The following is a 15,979-nucleotide window of genomic DNA, read 5'->3' as shown; positions in this document are numbered from 1 at the left end:
TGGCGGCGAACACTTGCCCCCTACGGACCGCTTCGCGGTCGTCTTCCCCCAAAGGGGGAAGAGCGCTCCGGCGCGAAGACTCCGCCCCCTATGGGGGCGGACAGACGGCGAAGCCGTCAGGTGGGGGCAAGTGGGTGTGATCCCACGCCCCGCTTTGACGCTACCCCAGCTTCACCAGCATCTTCCCCAGGTTCTCGCCGGTGAACAGCTTGATGAAGGCGTCCGGCGCGCGCTCGACGCCTTGCTCGACCGTCTCGTTCCACTTGATCTTGCCCGACGAAATCCAGCCGGACATGTCGGCGATGAACTGCGGCGCCAGGTCGTAGTGGTTGGAGACGATGAAGCCTTCCAGCCGCAGGCTCTTGCCGACGATCTGGGCGACGTTCCACGGGCCGGTCGGCTTTCCGGTCTCGTTGTACTGCGAGATCATCCCGCACACGGCGAAGCGGGCGAAGGTGCGGGCCGAGTTGAGGGCGGCTTCCAGGTGCACGCCGCCGACGTTCTCGAAATAGACGTCAATGCCCTTGGGCGCGACCTTCTCCAGCTCGGCCACCACGTCGGGCGTGGCCTTGTAGTCGATCACGTGGTCGACGCCGATGCTCTTGAGGAAGGCCACCTTCTCCGGTCCGCCGGCCGAGCCGATCACGGTGTGGCCCTTCAGCTTGGCGATCTGGCAGACCACCGAGCCCACCGCGCCGGCGGCGGCCGAGACGAACACCACGTCGCCCTCCTTCAGGGCCGCGATCCGCAGCAGGCCGACATAGGCGGTCAGGCCCGGCATGCCGGCCACGCCCAGGAAGGTCTGGGGCGGCAGGCCGTGGGTGTCGATCTTGGTCACCGCGCCCATGCCGCCGGCGGCCAGGGCCTTGGGCGAGACGTTGAAGACCTCGCGCCAGCCGAACATCGTCGAGACGATGTCGCCCACCTTGTAGTCCGGGTCGTTCGAGGCGGTGACCTCGCCGATCGCGCCGCCCTGCAGCGCCTTGCCCAGCTCGAACGGCGCCACGTAGCTCTTCCGGTCGGTCATGCGGCCGCGCATGTACGGGTCGACCGACATCCACAGGTTCCTGACCTGGATCTCGCCGTCGCCCGGCGCGCCGACCTCGACGCTGGCCAGTTCGAAGTTCTCGTGGGCCGGGACGCCGACGGGGCGGCTCTTCAGACGGATTTCGCGCGACGTGACCATGGCCTTGCCTCCCAACCCCGCTCATCGGGGTGCGTTGTTTAAACGAACGTTTAGACCGGTCTTCGCCGAGGCTCCAGTGCTTCCCGCAGGAAAGCGAACACGATAGACAGCGGCCATGACCCAGGATGTTCTGAAAGCGGGCGTCGTCGGCGCCGGGGTGTTCGGCGGCTATCACGCCAAGAAGTATGTCGAGCTGGACGGCGTCGCGCTGGTCGCGGTGTTCGACATCGACCTGGAACGGGCCAAGGCCCTGGCCGAGCCCTTGGGGGCCCAGGCCTTCGACGACCAGGCCGCCTTCCTGGCCGCGGTCGACGTGGTCACCGTCGCCACCCCCGCCGTGCATCACGCCAAGGCGGGCCTGGCGGCGCTGAAGGCCGGCAAGCCGGTCTATTCCGAAAAGCCGCTGGCCGTGACGCCGGACGACGCCGACGCCCTGGTCGCCGCCGCCGCCAAGGCCGGCGTGCCGCTGGCCTGCGGCCACCAGGAGCGCGTGGTGTTCCAGGCCATGGGCCTGCTGGACATCCCCGAGCAGCCGCTGCGCCTGGAAGCCGTGCGCCGGGGCACGCCCTCGGACCGCAACCTCGACGTCTCGGTGGTGCTGGACCTGATGATCCACGACATCGACCTGGCCCTGGCGCTATGCGACGGCGAGCCGGTGGCGGTGGAAGGCGAGGGGGCGATCACCCGCTCGACCTCGCTCGACTGGGTCAAGGCCGAGGCCACTTTCGACAACGGCTTCACCGCCGTGTTCGACAGCTCGCGCGTGGCCGAGGCCCGCGAGCGGACGATGAAGGTGGTCTACCCCTCCGGCGAGGTCGAGATCGACTTCCTGGCCCGCACCTTCCGCAACACCACCCCGTTCCCGCTGATCGAGAACTTCAACGACACCCCGGCCGGCAAGGATCCGCTGGGCCAGAGCGTCGCCGGCTTCCTGAAGGCCGTGCGCGGCGAGGCCCCGCGTCCGGTGGTCACTGGCGAAGAAGCCGCCCGGGCGCTGGACCTGGGCCTGGCCGTGGAGCAGGCGGCTGGCGGCTAGCGCCTAGCCCGGCCATCATCCCCCACCGTTGTCATCCCGGAAAGCGCGGAGCGCTTGTCCGGGACCCAGGTGAACCGCAAGACCTCAGCCCAGTCCTCTGGGTCCCGGACAGCCTCTGCGAGGCTTCCGGGATGACAACCTTTTGAGAAGCGCCGCGCTACCTCGGCGCCACCTTCACCAGCACCACGTCGTTGGCCCGCATCGGCACCGCCACGCTGGCCGCGCCGATCTTGCCGATGGTCAGGGTCCGGGTCTCGGGCTTGTCCGTCGTCAGGGCGTTCAGGTCGCGCACCTGCTGGTCGGTCAGGGTCTTGGGCGAGCCCAGTTCCAGATAGGCGGTGTAGGCGTCGTTGGTCTTGAAGCCGGTGCGGAAGATCTGGACGTCGTAGCGGCCGGGCTTGAGGCCCTTGAGGTCCAGGCTGACCGGCTCGACGTCCACGGTGGGCTGGACCTTGGTGTAGTAGGGGCGGTTGCTGACCGTCTGGACCGGCTGGCGGAAATCCCAGACCAGGGCCTGGACGCCGCCGGCGTCGGCGGTGGCCCAGGTCTGGGTGTCGGCGACCTTCACGGCCTTGTCGCCCAGCTGGTTCAGGTACTTGTAGGCGAACCAGGCCGGCTTGCGGATTCCCTGCGGGTTCATCAGGCCGAAGCCGCCCTCGAACGGCGCGGTGGGCGGGCCGGGCTCTTCGAACAGGTCGCTGTAGGTCCAGTAGCTCATGCCCTGCAGCTGGCCCTCGCTGCCCTTGAGCTTGGAGAGGATGTAGGGCGCGCTGACATAGGAGTCGTGCACCGGATCGCGCGGCGTGTAGCTGGTGCTCCACTCGGTGAAGTACAGCGGCAGGCCGGGCTTGAACGAGGCCTCGATCTCGCGGCGCACCCGGCGGATGTCGCCGACGATGGCGTCCTGCGAGGGCGACAGCTTGGTGTCGCTCTTGCCGTTCTCGTCCAGGAAGCCGCCGTCCACGCCGTAGGTGTGGGTGGTGATGAAGTCGACCGGCGCGCCCGAGGCCTGGACGTGGCTCAGGAACTCCGGCGTCCAAGCCGCGCCGGCCGTCGAGGGGCCGCCGACCCGCAGCGCCGGATCGATCGCCTTGATGGTGCGGGCGGTCAGGTCATAGAGCTCGAAATAGGCCTTCTGGTCGGCCTTCTCCCAGAAGCCGTCGAGATTGGGCTCGTTCCAGACCTCGAAATACCAGGACCGCACCTCGGCCTGGCCGTAGCGCTGCTGGATATGGCGCACGAACGCGTCGACCAGGCCGGCCCACTGCTTGGGATCGGGGTGGGAGGTGTTGCCCTTCCACCAGAAGATCTGGTTGTCGGACGACTTCATGGCCAGGGGGGTGAAGCCCAGCTCGACGAAGGGCTTGATCCCCATGCCCAGCAGGCGGTCGTACAGCTGGTTGATCTTGGTCCAGTCGTAGACCGGCTGGCCGTCGACCACGCGATAGGTCCCCAGCACGTCGTGGAAGATGCCGTGGAAGCGGACATAGCGGAAACCCAGCTCGTCGCGGGCCGTCTTCAGCTGGGCCAGGCTGTCTTCGCGCAGCAGGGTGCCGGGATAGTCCGAGCCGACCGACAGGTCGTAGAACCGGTCGCGCGGCGTGGTCGGCGCCTGGGCGTCGATGGCGATATGGCGGACGGCCGGCTTCTCCTGAGCCGTGGCGGAACCCGCCAGCAGCACGGCCAGGGCCGAGGCGGCGATCGCGGCGCGCAGGCCGGTCCTGGTGGCGGTCGTCGTCATGGCGGTCGGTCCCTTCCTGGCGGTGGCCCGCCCTCGTCGTCGGGGCGGTGTTGTTGGGAGCGGTACCATTATTCCCGCCGCGTCGTACAGCCCAACGGCAAAAGGGCGGGGAGGGGTCTGTTCATGCGCGGCGACCGGGCTTACGCGAACCGTTCGCAATGAAACGAGCGCGGGGCGGCCGGTTTCCGGCAAAAACTCGGCGTCGAACCCTTCCGTCGCGCCGTCAGCTGAGCTAACCACGGCGCACTCTTTGGAAGGCGTACCATCATGACCAAGAAACCCGACGGCACCTGGGACAAGTCGCAACTCCCGAGCCGGCATGTAACCGAAGGGCCGGCCCGCGCGCCGCACCGCTCGTATTACTACGCCATGGGTCTTGGCACGCGCGAGATCGCCCAGCCGTTCGTAGGGGTGGCCTCGTGCTGGAACGAGGCCGCGCCGTGCAACACCGCCCTGATGCGCCAGGCCAACGCCGTGGCCAAGGGCGTCAAGGCGGCCGGCGGCACCCCGCGCGAGTTCTGCACCATCACCGTCACCGACGGCATCGCCATGGGCCACGAGGGCATGCGCTCGTCCCTGGTCAGCCGCGACGTGATCGCCGACTCCGTCGAGCTGACCATGCGCGGCCACGGCTATGACGCCCTGGTCGGCGTGGCCGGCTGCGACAAAAGCCTGCCGGGCATGATGATGGCCATGCTGCGCCTCAACGTGCCCAGCGTGTTCCTGTACGGCGGCTCGATCCTGCCCGGCCGCTTCCAGGGCAAGGACATCACCGTGATGGACGTGTTCGAGGGCGTCGGCGCCCACGCGGCCGGCACCATGGACGAGAAGACCCTGTGCGAGCTGGAGAAGCACGCCTGTCCGTCGGACGGCGCCTGCGGCGGCCAGTTCACCGCCAACACCATGGCCTGCGTGTCGGAAGCCATCGGCCTGGCCCTGCCGCTGTCCTCGGCCCTGCCGGCCCCGTATCTGGACCGCGACCAGTACGCCGTGGCCTCGGGCGAGGCGGTGATGCGGCTGATCGAGCAGAACATCCGCCCGCGCGACATCTGCACCCGCAAGGCGTTCGAGAACGCCGCCGTCGTCGTCGCCGCCACCGGCGGTTCGACCAACGGCGCCCTGCACCTTCCGGCCATGGCCCACGAGTGCGGCATCGAGTTCACCCTGAAGGACGTGGCCGAGATCGCCGCCCGCACGCCCTATGTCGCCGACCTCAAGCCCGGCGGCCGCTACGTGGCCAAGGACATGGGCGAGGCCGGCGGCGTGCCGATGCTGCTGCGCACCCTGCTGGACGCCGGCCTGCTGCACGGCGACGTCATGACGGTGACCGGCAAGACCCTGGCCGAGAACCTGGCCGACGTGGTCTGGCGCGACGACCAGGACGTGATCCGTCCGGCCAGCAACCCGCTGTCGCCGACCGGCGGCGTGGTGGGCCTGTGGGGCTCGCTGGCTCCCGAGGGCGGCATCGTCAAGGTGGCCGGCCTCAAGCACCAGGTGCACCGCGGCCCGGCCCGGGTGTTCGACGGCGAGGCGGCCTGCTTCGAGGCGGTGTCGAACCGCGACTACAAGGAAGGCGACGTCCTGGTCATCCGCTACGAAGGTCCCAAGGGCGGGCCGGGCATGCGCGAGATGCTGTCGACCACGGCCGCCATCTACGGCCAGGGCGTGGAGAACATCGCCCTGATCACCGACGGCCGCTTCTCGGGCGCCACGCGCGGCCTGTGCATCGGCCACGTGGGACCGGAAGCCGCCGTGGGCGGTCCGATCGCCCTGGTCCAGGACGGCGACATCATCAGCATCGACGCCACCAAGGGGACGATCGATCTGGAGGTCGAGGCCGAGGAACTGGCGCGCCGCAAGGCCGCCTGGAAGCCGCGCGGCCACGACTACAACAGCGGCGCGATCTGGAAGTTCGCCCAGCTGGTGGGGCCGGCCTATCTGGGGGCCACCACCCATCCGGGCGCGGCGAAAGAGACCCACGTCTACGCGGACATCTGAAAGAGAGGGGCCGGGCGGATCGCCCGGCCCCTTTTCCTTTCGGCCCCTATTTCTTGATCTTCTTGAAGTCCTTGTAGAACAGGTCTTCCGGCGGGCGGTCCTCGGGGGGCGGGGCGCGGAAGTCGTTGGGGCGCAGCAGGCCCTGGTCGAACATCGTCCGGCGCTGCTCCACCGCCGCGGCGGCGCGGGCCGAGGCGCTCAGCCGGACCGGCACGATCACCCCGCGATCCCGGTCCAGCCAGGCGGCGGCCTCCTGGGTGCTGACCACGCCGTCGCGATCGGTGTCGGCGGGCGTGAGGGCCAGCGGCCGCGTCTCGGCCAGGGCCGGCGCGGCGCAGCAAAGGGCGAGGGCGGAAGCGAGAACCAGACGCATCAAGGACTCCCCAAAGGTCAACTGGCAAGCTGACAAGGCATTTGGGCGGTCAAACGCGCGAGGAGTCAAACGGGATCAGTCGTCCAGGTCGAACGGCAGCTCGTCCTGGTCGCCCCTGGGCGGGCGCGCGGCCTTGGAGACCGGCTTGTAGGCCTTTTCCGGGATCGGCGGCGGATCGTCGTCCAGATCATCGTCCCACGGAGCTTCCGTGGGGTCGGCGGTGGTGTCGATCTCGTCGAACAGCGGGGCCGTGGCGGCCGAACGCGCCGGCGTGGCGGCGGCGACCGCCTCGAGAGCCGGCGTATAGGGCTTGGGCGCGGGTTCCGGCTCGACGGCCGGCGGGCGGGTCTTGATGGCCGGCTCGGACGTCTCCGGAGCCTGGGCGGCCTTGGCCTTCGGGGCCAGGGGGCGGCGGACGATGGCGTCGGCGCGCAGCAGCCAGCGGTTGGCCTCCTGGATGGCGTCGGCCGGCGAGCGGCTCTCGCGGCGCTGCTGGTCGCCCTCCAGCCACAGGTCCAGTTCGAAGTCGGGATGGCGCGGATCGTCGAAGATCAGCTTCAGGGTCACCTGGGCGGCTTGCTGGACGATCTGGTCGATGGCCCGGCGCGGCTCGCCCCGGAAGACGCGGCCGATCACCTGGCCGTCCACCGACAGCTCGGCCCCCATCAGCTCGTCGATGCGGTAGATCAGGCACCAGGCGCCGCTGTCCCAGGCCACGGCGGCCTGGTTGGTGGTGAAGTTGAAGCCCGCGCCCCGGCCGCGGCCCTTGGCGACGATCACGGTCTCGGGCGAGCCCTTGAGCACGTGGCGCAGGGCGCGGCGGATCCGGCGCTCCTCGTCCATGAACCAGATGGCGGCGCTGCCCACGAAGGTCACCGCGGACGCCGACAGGGTCACCAGCAGCAAAAGACGCCAGAGTTCGCTCATGGGATCAGGCTAGCGAGAGTCCGGGTTTCCGAACAGTTGATGTTTCAGAGGGCCAGCTCGGCGACCACGGGAACGTGATCCGACGGCTTTTCCTTGTCGCGCTCGTCGCGGTGGATGACGACGCCGGCCAGCTTGTCGGCCGCCTGGGGCGACAGCAGCAGGTGGTCGATGCGGATGCCCAGGTTCCGGGGCCAGGCGCCGGCCTGGTAGTCCCAGAAGGTGTAGCCGCCCGGCGCGCCGTCGGCCTGCATGTAGGCGTCGGTGAAGCCCAGGTTCTTCAAGGCCCGGAAGGCGCCCCGGCTCTCGGGCCGGAACAGGGCGTCGCCCAGCCAGGCCTCGGGATTGGCCACGTCCTCGGCCTCGGGGATGACGTTGTAGTCGCCGGCGATGACCAGCGGCTCCTCCAGCTTGAGCAGCCCCTGGGCGTGGGCGTGCAGCCGCTTCATCCAGGCCAGCTTGTAGGCGAACTTCTCGGTGCCGATCGGATTGCCGTTGGGCAGGTAGATGCCGACCATCCGGAAGGGCGTGGGGGCGCCGATCACCGCTTCGATGTAGCGCGACTGCTCGTCGACCTCGTCGTCATGCAGGAAGGGCAGGCCCTTGCGCACGTCCTCCATCGGGTGCTTCGAGAGCATGGCCACGCCGTTGTAGGTCTTCTGGCCGTGGACGGCGACGTTGTAGCCCAGGCGCTCGAAGGCCTCGGTCGGGAACTTCTCGTCCAGGCATTTGATCTCCTGGAGCACGGCCACGTCGGGCGCGGCCGATTCGAACCAGGCCAGGACGTTTTCCAGGCGGGCGTTGACGGAATTGACGTTCCAGGTGGCGATGCGCATTGACGGCTCCAGTCGGCGGCGGGAGGCTAGGGCGCATGGGGAACGCGCTCAAGTCGGGGTTCCAGATTTCACGACGGAACCGGCGCTGGCTGCTGGTCCTGGCGACGCTGACCTGTGGCCTGATGGCCGTGCCGGGCGGGATCGCCGCGATCTTCACGCCCCTGGTCTTCGACGCCCCGGGCTCGCTGTACAATCCGGTAGCCTGGCTGGGTTTCGTGCTGTGCGCGGGGTTCTGGGTGGTCTGCCTGCTGGCCCCGCTGCTGGCCTGGATCCAGTGGCGGCGCGGCCGCGAGCCCATCGCCTGGGCCGCCATGGCCGCGCCGGTGGCCTGGGGCGCGGCGGCGCTGACGGTGCTGCAGCTGGTGCCGGGGTAAGGCGTTATCGCGGCGCGTGCGCCGAAGAGGCGGCGGTCTGGCCGGCCTGGAAAGCCGACAGAAGATTGGCCTGGACGCTCAGGATCAGAGCGGACGCCGCCATGATGGATGTGATCAGGGTGATGGCGATGGTCCAGCGCGTCGCCCGATTGTCGGCCCGGCTCTCGGCCCTCAGCGAATTCATTTCGGCCTTCAACGCGTTGGCTTGCGCGAGACTGTCGGCCTTCAGGGATTTCATCTGTGCGAAAATCCCGTGATCGCCGATCAGGATGTCGGTCAGGTAGTCGAGTTTGCCGCCGAGTTCGACGAACCGCGTCTCGCCGCGCGCTTCCACGGCTTCAAATCTGGCGCTGATCTCTTCGCGCGTCATGGGGCTGGCCTTGCTTCCGGAGCGCGTCGAACCCAATGGACTCTTCGGAGCGGCCATCGCTTTCCGACCTCCGCCAGTTCGCTATTTGTTCTAAACCTATACGACCGAAAGTCGCGCGACGCAACCGCCTGGATTGAGTGTTCTCTCAGATCGAGAAGCTGACGCCGCAGCCGCAGCTGGACTTGGCGTTGGGGTTGCGCACCCGGAACTCCGCCCCCGCCAGCTCGTCGACGAAGTCGATCTCCGAGCCCTTCAGCAGGGCCAGGGAGATGACGTCGACCAGGGCCGCGGCCCCGTCGCGTTCCACCCTCAGGTCGTCGGGCTCGGCCGCCTCGACCAGGTCGAACCGGTACTGGAAGCCCGAGCAGCCGCCGCCGTCGACGGCGACGCGGAGCATCACCGGATGGCCTTCGGCCTCCGAGATCGAGTGGAGCCGGCGGGCGGCGTTGGAAGAAAGCGTTACGGCTGTGTCGGTCATGGCTGTGGAAAATCCATACTTCGCCTATATGAGGGCCTGCGCGCCCCAGGGAAAGAGGGCGATCAGCAAAGGCCTTCCATGTCGTCTCCCTTCTTCGTTCAGCGCGCTCCCTATGCCGAGGATCCGGCCAAGTCCCGGGGGCGGCGCTTCCAGGAGGACGAGAGCCGCACCCGCACGCCTTTCGCCCGCGACCGCGACCGCATCATCCACACCTCGGCCTTCCGCCGCCTGAAGGAGAAGACCCAGGTGTTCGTCGCCCACGAAGGCGACAACTTCCGCACCCGCCTGACCCATTCGCTGGAAGTGGCGCAGGTCGCGCGCTCGCTGGCGACCGCCTTGGGGCTGGACAGCGACCTGGCCGAGACCATCGCCCTGGGCCACGACATCGGCCACCCGCCGTTCGGCCACGCCGGCGAGGACGAGCTGCAGGCCTGCATGAAGAACTTCGGCGGCTTCGACCATAACGTGCAGACGTTCCGCGTCGTCACCGAGCTGGAGCGCCGCTATCCCGATTTCAACGGCCTGAACCTGACCTGGGAGACCCTGGAAGGCATCATCAAGCACAACGGTCCCGTGACCGAGAAGCTGGGCAAGCCGTCCTGGAAGGCGATCTCCAAGTACGACAGCGAATACAAGCTGGGCCTGAACACCTGGGCTTCGGCCGAGGCCCAGGTCGCGGCCCTGGCCGACGACATCGCCTACAACAACCACGACATCGACGACGGGGTCGAGGCGGGGCTGTTCACCCTGGACGAGCTGATGGACGTGCCGCTGATCGGCCCGATCCTGGCCGCCGTGCGCAGCGAGCGCCCGGACCTGGACCTTCGCCTGACCCGGCTGGAGGCCGTGCGCCGGATGATCGGGGCCATGGTCGACGACGTGATGGGCGAGACCCTGCAACGGGCCGCGGCCACCGGCGTGCAGTCGGCCGAGGACGTCCGCGCCCTGGACCACGCCCTGGTCGCCTTCTCGGTCGACATGGCCGAGGACCTGGCCCGGCTGCGCCAGTTCCTGCACACCCGGATGTACCGCCACTGGCGCGTCAATAGGACGCGCAGCCAGGCCCGCCGCATTCTGGCCGAGATGTTCAACCTCTTCTTGGCCGAGCCCGACGTCCTGCCGTCGGAATGGTTCGCCCGGTCGCAGAACCGCGACGAGGCCGGCCGCGCCCGCGTGGTCTGCGACTACATCGCCGGCATGACCGACCGCTTCGCCATCGAGGAGCATCGGAAATTGTTCCAGCTGGACGTCTGGAACTAGACCAACGTTCACGGGCGGTTCTGGGTAGGCTCGGGCTTCGATAAACTAGGTCGGCGCGCGTCCGATTCGCTGTGAGCGATCCGTGCGCCTGGAAGTCTGGAGCCTCGACGCGAATGTCCGATCCCCACCGCGGCGCCTATACGCCGCCCACCGATGCGCCGCTTTCGTTCGATGCGCGTCAACCCGTTCGCGGCTCGCGGCCCCTGCCCATGACCCTGATCATCAGCGCCGTGGTGCTGGCGACGCTGGTGGTCGCGGTCATGCTGATCTATCGCGGCGGCGTGCGCGGCCCCAACGAGCCGCCGCGCACCGTGGGCGAGCCCGTCGCCCAGGTGAAGGCCGCCCCGCCGGCCGGCGCCGCCCAGCCGACCGACCCGGCCGCCGGCCTGCAGATCTACAAGAACGAGACCCCCGAGGCCTCGCCGACCTTCGCCGCCCAGCCGGAAGCGCCGATGGCCCGTCCCACCCCGCCGCCGCCCAGCGCGCCGGTCCAGAGCGCCGCCCTGCAGCCGGCCAAGCCGGCTCCTGCCGCGCCGGTCTCGGCCGCGCCCGCCGCGAAGCCGGCCGCCAGACCCGCCCCCAGCATCGAGGGCCTGGCCACCGCCGCCGTTTCGCCGCGCGCGACGGCGCCCGCCGCGACCAAGCCCGCCGCCGCCGCCCCGGCCCCCGCCGCCTCGGCCGGCGGCCCGGCCAGCGTGCAGATCGGCGCCCTGTCCTCGACCGCCCTGGCCGACAAGGCCTGGTCCGACGCCGCCCGCATCGCGCCGGGCATGGCCGCGGGCAAGGGCAAGCGGGTCGAGGCGATCGACAAGAACGGCACGACGCTCTACCGCACCGCCGTCACCGGGTTCGCCAGCCGCGCCGAGGCCAAGGCCTTCTGCGACGCCCTGACCGCCGCCGGCAAATCCTGCTTCGTGAAGTAAGAGGGCAGGGCGCATGGCAAGCATCTCCGCCGCCATCCTCGGCTGCGCCGGGACCACCCTGACGGCGGAAGAGGCCGCGTTCTTCCGGGACGTGAAGCCGTGGGGCTTCATCCTGTTCAAGCGCAACATCGCCGACCCGAACCAGGTCCGGGCCCTGACGGCGGCGTTGCGCGAGACGGTGGGGCGTCCCGACGCGCCCATCCTGATCGACCAGGAGGGCGGCCGCGTCGCCCGCCTGGGCGAGCCGCACTGGAAGAAGTACCCGCCCGGTCGCGCCTATGGCGAACTGGTGGCCAACGACCCGTTGGTGGCCCGCGAGATCACCCGCCTGGGCGCCCGCCTGATCGCCCACGACCTGCTGTCGCTGGGGATCAATGTCGACTGCGTGCCGGTGCTGGACGTGCCCGATCCGCAGGGGCACGAGATCATCGGCGACCGCGCCTACGGCGATACGCCCGAGCAGGTGGCGACCCTGGGCCGCGCGGCGGCCGAGGGCCTGCTGGCCGGCGGCGTCCTGCCGATCATCAAGCACATCCCCGGCCACGGCCGCGCCATGGCCGACAGCCACCTGGAGCTGCCGGTGGTGAAGGCCAAGCTGGCCGAGCTGGACGCCCGCGACTTCGCGCCGTTCCGCGTGCTGTCGGATATGCCGATGGCGATGACCGCGCACGTCGTCTACACGGCCATCGACCGCAACCGCCCGGCCACGACGTCGCGCAAGGCGATCAAGAAGATCATCCGCGAATCCATCGGCTTCGACGGACTGCTGATGAGCGACGACCTGTCGATGAAGGCGCTGTCGGGCGACTTCAAGCAGCGCGCCAAGGACAGCCTGTCGGCCGGCTGCGACGTGGTCCTGCACTGCAACGGCGACATGGCCGAGATGAAGGCCGTGATGTCGGGCGTCGGCAAGCTGTCGCGCGAGGCCAGGCGCCGCGTCCAGGCCGTCATGGGCCGCCTGGTCAAGGTTCCCGAGCCCTTCGACGTCGCCGAGGCCCGCGCCCGCTTCGATGCGGCTTTCGACGGACGCTTTGCGTGAGCACGGGCTTCCAGCCCACGCTCGACTTCGAAGCGGCCAACGAGGCGGCCGAGGACGGCGCCGCGCTGGTCATCGACATCGACGGCTACGAAGGCCCGCTGCACGTGCTGCTGGCCCTGGCGCGCAGCCAGAAGGTCGACCTGCTGCAGCTGTCGATCACCCGCCTGGCCGAGCAGTACCTGGCCTTCGTCCAGCAGGCCCGACGCGTGCGCTTCTCGCTGGCCGCCGACTATCTGGTGATGGCCGCCTGGCTGGCCTACCTCAAGTCGCGCCTGCTGCTGCCCAAGCCCGAGCGCCCCAAGGCCGAGGAGCCGCCCGCCGAGGAGATGGCCGCCCAGCTGGCCTTCCGCCTGGCCAAGCTGGACGTGATGCGCAAGGCCGTCGAGGCCCTGAAGGAGCGTCCGATCCTCCAGCGCGACGTCTTCATGCGCGGCGATCCCGAGGCGGTGAAGATCGTCTCCTCGACCCGCTTCGAGGGCGACCTCTACGCGCTGATGACCGCCTACATCACCCAGCGCAAGCGCGAGCACGGCCGTCACTACGCCCCGCGTCCGCCCCAGGCCTATCCGCTGGAGGACGCCCGCGACCGCCTGCGCGATCTGCTGCCGGAGATGAAGGACTGGACCACCCTGTCGGGCGTGGCGCCGGTCGACCGCTGGGAAGAGGACCCCGAAGGGCCCAGTCCCGCCAGCTACCTGGCCTCGACCCTGTCGGCCAGCCTGGAGCTGGTGAAGGAGGGCATCCTGGAGGCGCGGCAGATGGAGCACTTCTCGGACATCTACCTGCGCACGCGGGCCGAGCCGCTGGAGCCGATCGCTTGACGACCCAAGACCCGCTGTTCACCGAACGCTGCATCGAGGCCCTGCTGTTCGCGGCGGCCGAGCCGCTGAGCGCCGAGGACCTGGCCAAGCGCCTGCCCGAGGGGGCCGACATCGCCATGGGCCTGGCCGACCTGGAGGCGCGCTACGCCGGACGGGGCATCGAACTGGTCCAGGTGGCCGGCCGCTGGCGGTTCCAGACGGCGACCGACCTGTCGTTCCTGATGACCGAGGAGCGCGAGGAGCCGCGCCGCCTGTCCAAGGCCGCCCAGGAGACCCTGGCCATCATCGCCTACCACCAGCCGGTCACCCGGGCCGAGATCGAGGCGGTGCGCGGCGTCCAGGCCAGCCGGGGCACGCTGGACGTCCTGCTGGAGCTGGGCCTGGTCAAGATGCGCGGCCGTCGCCGCACGCCGGGCCGCCCTGTGACCTTCGGCACCACCGACGCCTTCCTCGAGCACTACGGCCTGGCGACCCTGGGCGACCTGCCGGGAATCGCCGAGATGCGGGCCGCCGGCCTGCTGGCCCTGGACCTGCCGCCGGGCTTCTCCGTGCCCGACCCGATGGGCCTGCGCGCGGGCGAGGACGAGGACCCGCTGGAGGACGGCGACGAGGCCCCGGAATTCGCTCAGGATTTCCTGGGAGACCTGGAAGGGCGGTAGGGTTTGCGCACATCGTCGCGGGCGGCGGCTTATCGTCCGGCGACGCTTTGCCCACCGCCTCGCGACCGCCTATATTGTCAGAGATATTGTAACGACACGCCGCAGCGGCTAATGGGCGCGCTGTCGCAAGGAGCATCGTCGTCATGGGTAGCATGAGCTGGATCCACTGGGTGATCGTGATCGCGGTCGTGGCCCTGCTGTTTGGCGGGCGCGGCAAGCTGTCCGGCATCATGGGCGACGCGGCCAAGGGCATCAAAGCCTTCAAGGACGGCCTGAAGGACGATCCGTCCGACGAAGTCGCCGCCAACAAGGCCACCGGCGCGCTGCCGCGCACCGACGCCGAGAAGGAAGACCTGCGCAAGTCGTAGGAGATTCGTTGCGGCGCGGTCTCCGAGGGGAGGGCGCGCGCGACCGTCGTTTCACTCCGCGAGCCCGGCCTGGCCGCTCGCTCTAAGGCGCGTCCATGCTTCCTGATATCGGCGGAACGGAACTCCTGGTCATCGCCGCGGTCGCCCTGATCGTGGTCGGTCCCAAGGACTTGCCCGTGCTGCTGCGCAAGCTCGGCCAGTTCGTCGGCAAGATCCGCGGCATGGCCAACGAATTCCGCGCCAGCTTCGACGAGATGGCCCGCCAGTCGGAGCTCGACGAGCTGCGCCGCGAGGTCCAGGCCATGCGCGAGGGCCAGTACACCGCCCCGATGCGCGACGCCGCCGCCCAGGCCGCCGACGCCAATGTCGACCAGGTGTTCGCCGACATCGACGCCGGCCTCAACAGCGGCGCGGTCAAGGTCTCGCCGCACGACGCCTACCAGCCGCTGACCGCCACGGTCGAAACCCCGGCGCCGGCGGTCGAGATCGTCGACAAGCCCGCCCGCAAGCCCCGCGCGCCCGCCAAGCCCAAGGCGACCGAGATCGTCTCCAAGTCGCCCGCCAAGCGAGCGGCCAAGGGCGACCTGTCGGTGCCGGCTCCGACCAAGCCCGCCCGCAAGCGCGTGGCCAAGACAGCCCCTGGGGCCGGCGACACCAATTCGGACATCACCTCGTGACCAACGCCATCGGACACGATCCGGAAGACGAGATCGAAGCCTCGCGCGCGCCGCTGATGGATCACCTGATCGAGCTGCGCATGCGGCTGATCATCTGCGTGGTCGCGCTGTTCATCGGCTTCGGCGTCTGCTTCGCCTTCGCCGACCGCATCTTCCTGTTCCTGGTCGAGCCGTTCACGGTGGCCCAGAAGCTGCTGGCCGCCCAGCACGCCGGCGGCCATCACGGCCCGTTCGACCTGCTGCTGGCTCTGCTGGGCCTGAAGGACATCCCGGCGACCGACACCAAGGCCCTGGGCCTGGTCTACACCGCCGCCCTGGAGTTCTTCTTCACCAAGCTGAAGCTGGCCGGGTTCGGGGCCGTGGTCCTGACCTTCCCGGTGCTGGCCTGGCAGCTGTACCGCTTCGTCGCGCCGGGTCTCTACAAGAACGAGCGCCACGCCTTCCTGCCGTTCCTGATCGCCTCGCCGGTGATGTTCGTGCTGGGCGCGGCCCTGGTCTATTACGTGATGCTGCCGTTCGTGCTGTGGTTCTCGCTGAGCCAGCAGATCAGCACCGCCGGTATCTCGATCCAGCTGCTGCCCAAGGTCAGCGACTACCTGACCCTGGTGACGACCCTGCTGCTGGCCTTCGGCCTGTGCTTCCAGCTGCCGGTCGTGGTCTCGCTGCTGGGCATGGCGGGCATCGTGTCGAGCAAGCTGCTGCGCGACGGCCGCCGCTACGCCATCGTCGGCGTGTTCATCGCCGCGGCCATCCTGACCCCGCCCGACCCGATCAGCCAGATGACCTTGGCCATCCCGATGTGCCTGCTCTACGAGATCTCGATCTGGTGCGTGTGGCTGATCGAGCGCCGCAAGGCCAAGGACGAGCGCGAGCAGACCAAGGACGTGGTCGCGGTCTAGGCTTCGCCTCAGCGTCT

Annotated in this window: 18 protein-coding genes; 11 read left to right on the top strand and 7 right to left on the bottom strand. The window is 69.4% G+C overall.

Going from position 1 to position 15,979, the window contains the following annotated elements; translation table 11 throughout:
• Nucleotides 1-160 precede the first annotated feature (160 nt).
• Entirely contained in the window at nucleotides 161-1,186 is a 1,026-nt protein-coding gene (locus tag BR39_RS0122965) for an NADP-dependent oxidoreductase (RefSeq protein WP_029916575.1), read from the bottom strand.
• 115 nt (nucleotides 1,187-1,301) lie between these two features.
• Here BR39_RS0122965 and BR39_RS0122960 point away from each other — a divergent pair, with 115 nt between their 5' ends.
• A complete protein-coding gene (locus tag BR39_RS0122960; RefSeq protein WP_029916574.1) occupies nucleotides 1,302-2,222 on the top strand; it encodes a Gfo/Idh/MocA family protein in 921 nt (306 codons plus the stop codon).
• A gap of 157 nt (nucleotides 2,223-2,379) precedes the next feature.
• Here BR39_RS0122960 and BR39_RS0122955 read toward each other — a convergent pair whose 3' ends face one another.
• Nucleotides 2,380-3,963 carry a beta-xylosidase gene (locus tag BR39_RS0122955; protein WP_029916572.1) on the bottom strand — a complete coding sequence of 528 codons (1,584 nt, stop codon included), beginning with the start codon at nucleotides 3,961-3,963 and terminating at the stop codon, nucleotides 2,380-2,382.
• A 267-nt stretch (nucleotides 3,964-4,230) separates the two neighbouring features.
• Between BR39_RS0122955 and ilvD the strand changes: the two genes are divergently transcribed.
• The gene (ilvD, locus tag BR39_RS0122950) at nucleotides 4,231-5,961 is read left to right on the top strand and encodes a dihydroxy-acid dehydratase (RefSeq protein ID WP_029916570.1); all 1,731 of its coding nucleotides are present in this window, start codon (nucleotides 4,231-4,233) and stop codon (nucleotides 5,959-5,961) included.
• 46 nt (nucleotides 5,962-6,007) lie between these two features.
• On the opposite strand, the gene BR39_RS0122945 is transcribed toward ilvD, so the two are convergent.
• The 3 genes from BR39_RS0122945 to xth all read right to left on the bottom strand — a co-directional run bounded on the left by BR39_RS0122945 (nucleotide 6,008) and on the right by xth (nucleotide 8,094).
• On the bottom strand, nucleotides 6,008-6,334 hold the full coding sequence (locus BR39_RS0122945; RefSeq protein WP_029916567.1) for a hypothetical protein: 327 nt from the start codon (nucleotides 6,332-6,334) through the stop codon (nucleotides 6,008-6,010).
• 75 nt (nucleotides 6,335-6,409) lie between these two features.
• The gene (locus tag BR39_RS0122940; RefSeq protein WP_029916565.1) at nucleotides 6,410-7,261 is read right to left on the bottom strand and encodes a hypothetical protein; all 852 of its coding nucleotides are present in this window, start codon (nucleotides 7,259-7,261) and stop codon (nucleotides 6,410-6,412) included.
• Nucleotides 7,262-7,305: 44 nt separating this feature from the next.
• Nucleotides 7,306-8,094 (bottom strand): exodeoxyribonuclease III, encoded by a 789-nt coding sequence (xth, locus tag BR39_RS0122935; protein WP_029916563.1) that lies wholly within the window; start codon nucleotides 8,092-8,094, stop codon nucleotides 7,306-7,308.
• A gap of 35 nt (nucleotides 8,095-8,129) precedes the next feature.
• On the opposite strand from xth, the gene BR39_RS0122930 reads away from it, so the two are divergent.
• Nucleotides 8,130-8,468 (top strand): hypothetical protein, encoded by a 339-nt coding sequence (locus BR39_RS0122930; RefSeq protein WP_156035874.1) that lies wholly within the window; start codon nucleotides 8,130-8,132, stop codon nucleotides 8,466-8,468.
• A gap of 4 nt (nucleotides 8,469-8,472) precedes the next feature.
• Here BR39_RS0122930 and BR39_RS0122925 read toward each other — a convergent pair whose 3' ends face one another.
• Together BR39_RS0122925 and erpA are read right to left on the bottom strand one after the other, a co-directional pair.
• A complete protein-coding gene (locus BR39_RS0122925) occupies nucleotides 8,473-8,838 on the bottom strand; it encodes a hypothetical protein (protein WP_029916557.1) in 366 nt (121 codons plus the stop codon).
• A 145-nt stretch (nucleotides 8,839-8,983) separates the two neighbouring features.
• On the bottom strand, nucleotides 8,984-9,316 hold the full coding sequence (gene erpA / locus BR39_RS0122920) for an iron-sulfur cluster insertion protein ErpA (RefSeq protein WP_029916556.1): 333 nt from the start codon (nucleotides 9,314-9,316) through the stop codon (nucleotides 8,984-8,986).
• A 78-nt stretch (nucleotides 9,317-9,394) separates the two neighbouring features.
• Between erpA and BR39_RS0122915 the strand changes: the two genes are divergently transcribed.
• The 8 genes from BR39_RS0122915 (at nucleotide 9,395) to tatC (ending at nucleotide 15,962) form a co-directional block, all read left to right on the top strand.
• Complete coding sequence (locus BR39_RS0122915; protein ID WP_029916554.1) at nucleotides 9,395-10,576, top strand: deoxyguanosinetriphosphate triphosphohydrolase; 1,182 nt, start codon at nucleotides 9,395-9,397, stop codon at nucleotides 10,574-10,576.
• 113 nt (nucleotides 10,577-10,689) lie between these two features.
• Entirely contained in the window at nucleotides 10,690-11,499 is an 810-nt protein-coding gene (locus BR39_RS0122910) for an SPOR domain-containing protein (protein WP_029916551.1), read from the top strand.
• A gap of 13 nt (nucleotides 11,500-11,512) precedes the next feature.
• On the top strand, nucleotides 11,513-12,538 hold the full coding sequence (gene nagZ, locus BR39_RS0122905; RefSeq protein ID WP_029916549.1) for a beta-N-acetylhexosaminidase: 1,026 nt from the start codon (nucleotides 11,513-11,515) through the stop codon (nucleotides 12,536-12,538).
• On the top strand, nucleotides 12,535-13,359 hold the full coding sequence (locus tag BR39_RS0122900; protein WP_029916547.1) for a ScpA family protein: 825 nt from the start codon (nucleotides 12,535-12,537) through the stop codon (nucleotides 13,357-13,359). Before nagZ ends, BR39_RS0122900 begins: the two co-directional genes overlap by 4 nt.
• A complete protein-coding gene (gene scpB / locus BR39_RS0122895) occupies nucleotides 13,356-14,018 on the top strand; it encodes an SMC-Scp complex subunit ScpB (RefSeq protein WP_029916545.1) in 663 nt (220 codons plus the stop codon). The genes BR39_RS0122900 and scpB overlap by 4 nt, the downstream gene beginning before the upstream one ends.
• A gap of 143 nt (nucleotides 14,019-14,161) precedes the next feature.
• Entirely contained in the window at nucleotides 14,162-14,386 is a 225-nt protein-coding gene (locus tag BR39_RS0122890) for a twin-arginine translocase TatA/TatE family subunit (protein ID WP_029916543.1), read from the top strand.
• Nucleotides 14,387-14,481: 95 nt separating this feature from the next.
• Complete coding sequence (tatB, locus tag BR39_RS0122885; protein WP_029916541.1) at nucleotides 14,482-15,063, top strand: Sec-independent protein translocase protein TatB; 582 nt, start codon at nucleotides 14,482-14,484, stop codon at nucleotides 15,061-15,063.
• Complete coding sequence (gene tatC / locus BR39_RS0122880) at nucleotides 15,060-15,962, top strand: twin-arginine translocase subunit TatC (protein ID WP_029916540.1); 903 nt, start codon at nucleotides 15,060-15,062, stop codon at nucleotides 15,960-15,962. Before tatB ends, tatC begins: the two co-directional genes overlap by 4 nt.
• Nucleotides 15,963-15,979: the final 17 nt, after the last annotated feature.

It is taken from the genome of Caulobacter sp. UNC358MFTsu5.1 (assembly GCF_000712075.1).
Classification (GTDB): Bacteria; Pseudomonadota; Alphaproteobacteria; order Caulobacterales; family Caulobacteraceae; genus Caulobacter.
Note: the sequence above shows the minus strand (reverse complement) of the source record. Positions and strands in the feature narration are given on the sequence as shown.

Excerpts from the sequence above, each read along its gene's own strand:
- BR39_RS0122965 (WP_029916575.1), bottom strand. The coding sequence starts at position 1,186 with ATGGTCACGTCGCGCGAAATCCGTCTGAAGAGCCGCCCCGTCGGCGTC.
- BR39_RS0122960 (WP_029916574.1), top strand. The coding sequence starts at position 1,302 with ATGACCCAGGATGTTCTGAAAGCGGGCGTCGTCGGCGCCGGGGTGTTC.
- BR39_RS0122955 (WP_029916572.1), bottom strand. The coding sequence starts at position 3,963 with ATGACGACGACCGCCACCAGGACCGGCCTGCGCGCCGCGATCGCCGCC.
- ilvD (WP_029916570.1), top strand. The coding sequence starts at position 4,231 with ATGACCAAGAAACCCGACGGCACCTGGGACAAGTCGCAACTCCCGAGC.
- BR39_RS0122945 (WP_029916567.1), bottom strand. The coding sequence starts at position 6,334 with ATGCGTCTGGTTCTCGCTTCCGCCCTCGCCCTTTGCTGCGCCGCGCCG.
- BR39_RS0122940 (WP_029916565.1), bottom strand. The coding sequence starts at position 7,261 with ATGAGCGAACTCTGGCGTCTTTTGCTGCTGGTGACCCTGTCGGCGTCC.
- xth (WP_029916563.1), bottom strand. The coding sequence starts at position 8,094 with ATGCGCATCGCCACCTGGAACGTCAATTCCGTCAACGCCCGCCTGGAA.
- BR39_RS0122930 (WP_156035874.1), top strand. The coding sequence starts at position 8,130 with ATGGGGAACGCGCTCAAGTCGGGGTTCCAGATTTCACGACGGAACCGG.
- BR39_RS0122925 (WP_029916557.1), bottom strand. The coding sequence starts at position 8,838 with ATGACGCGCGAAGAGATCAGCGCCAGATTTGAAGCCGTGGAAGCGCGC.
- erpA (WP_029916556.1), bottom strand. The coding sequence starts at position 9,316 with ATGACCGACACAGCCGTAACGCTTTCTTCCAACGCCGCCCGCCGGCTC.
- BR39_RS0122915 (WP_029916554.1), top strand. The coding sequence starts at position 9,395 with ATGTCGTCTCCCTTCTTCGTTCAGCGCGCTCCCTATGCCGAGGATCCG.
- BR39_RS0122910 (WP_029916551.1), top strand. The coding sequence starts at position 10,690 with ATGTCCGATCCCCACCGCGGCGCCTATACGCCGCCCACCGATGCGCCG.
- nagZ (WP_029916549.1), top strand. The coding sequence starts at position 11,513 with ATGGCAAGCATCTCCGCCGCCATCCTCGGCTGCGCCGGGACCACCCTG.
- BR39_RS0122890 (WP_029916543.1), top strand. The coding sequence starts at position 14,162 with ATGGGTAGCATGAGCTGGATCCACTGGGTGATCGTGATCGCGGTCGTG.
- tatB (WP_029916541.1), top strand. The coding sequence starts at position 14,482 with ATGCTTCCTGATATCGGCGGAACGGAACTCCTGGTCATCGCCGCGGTC.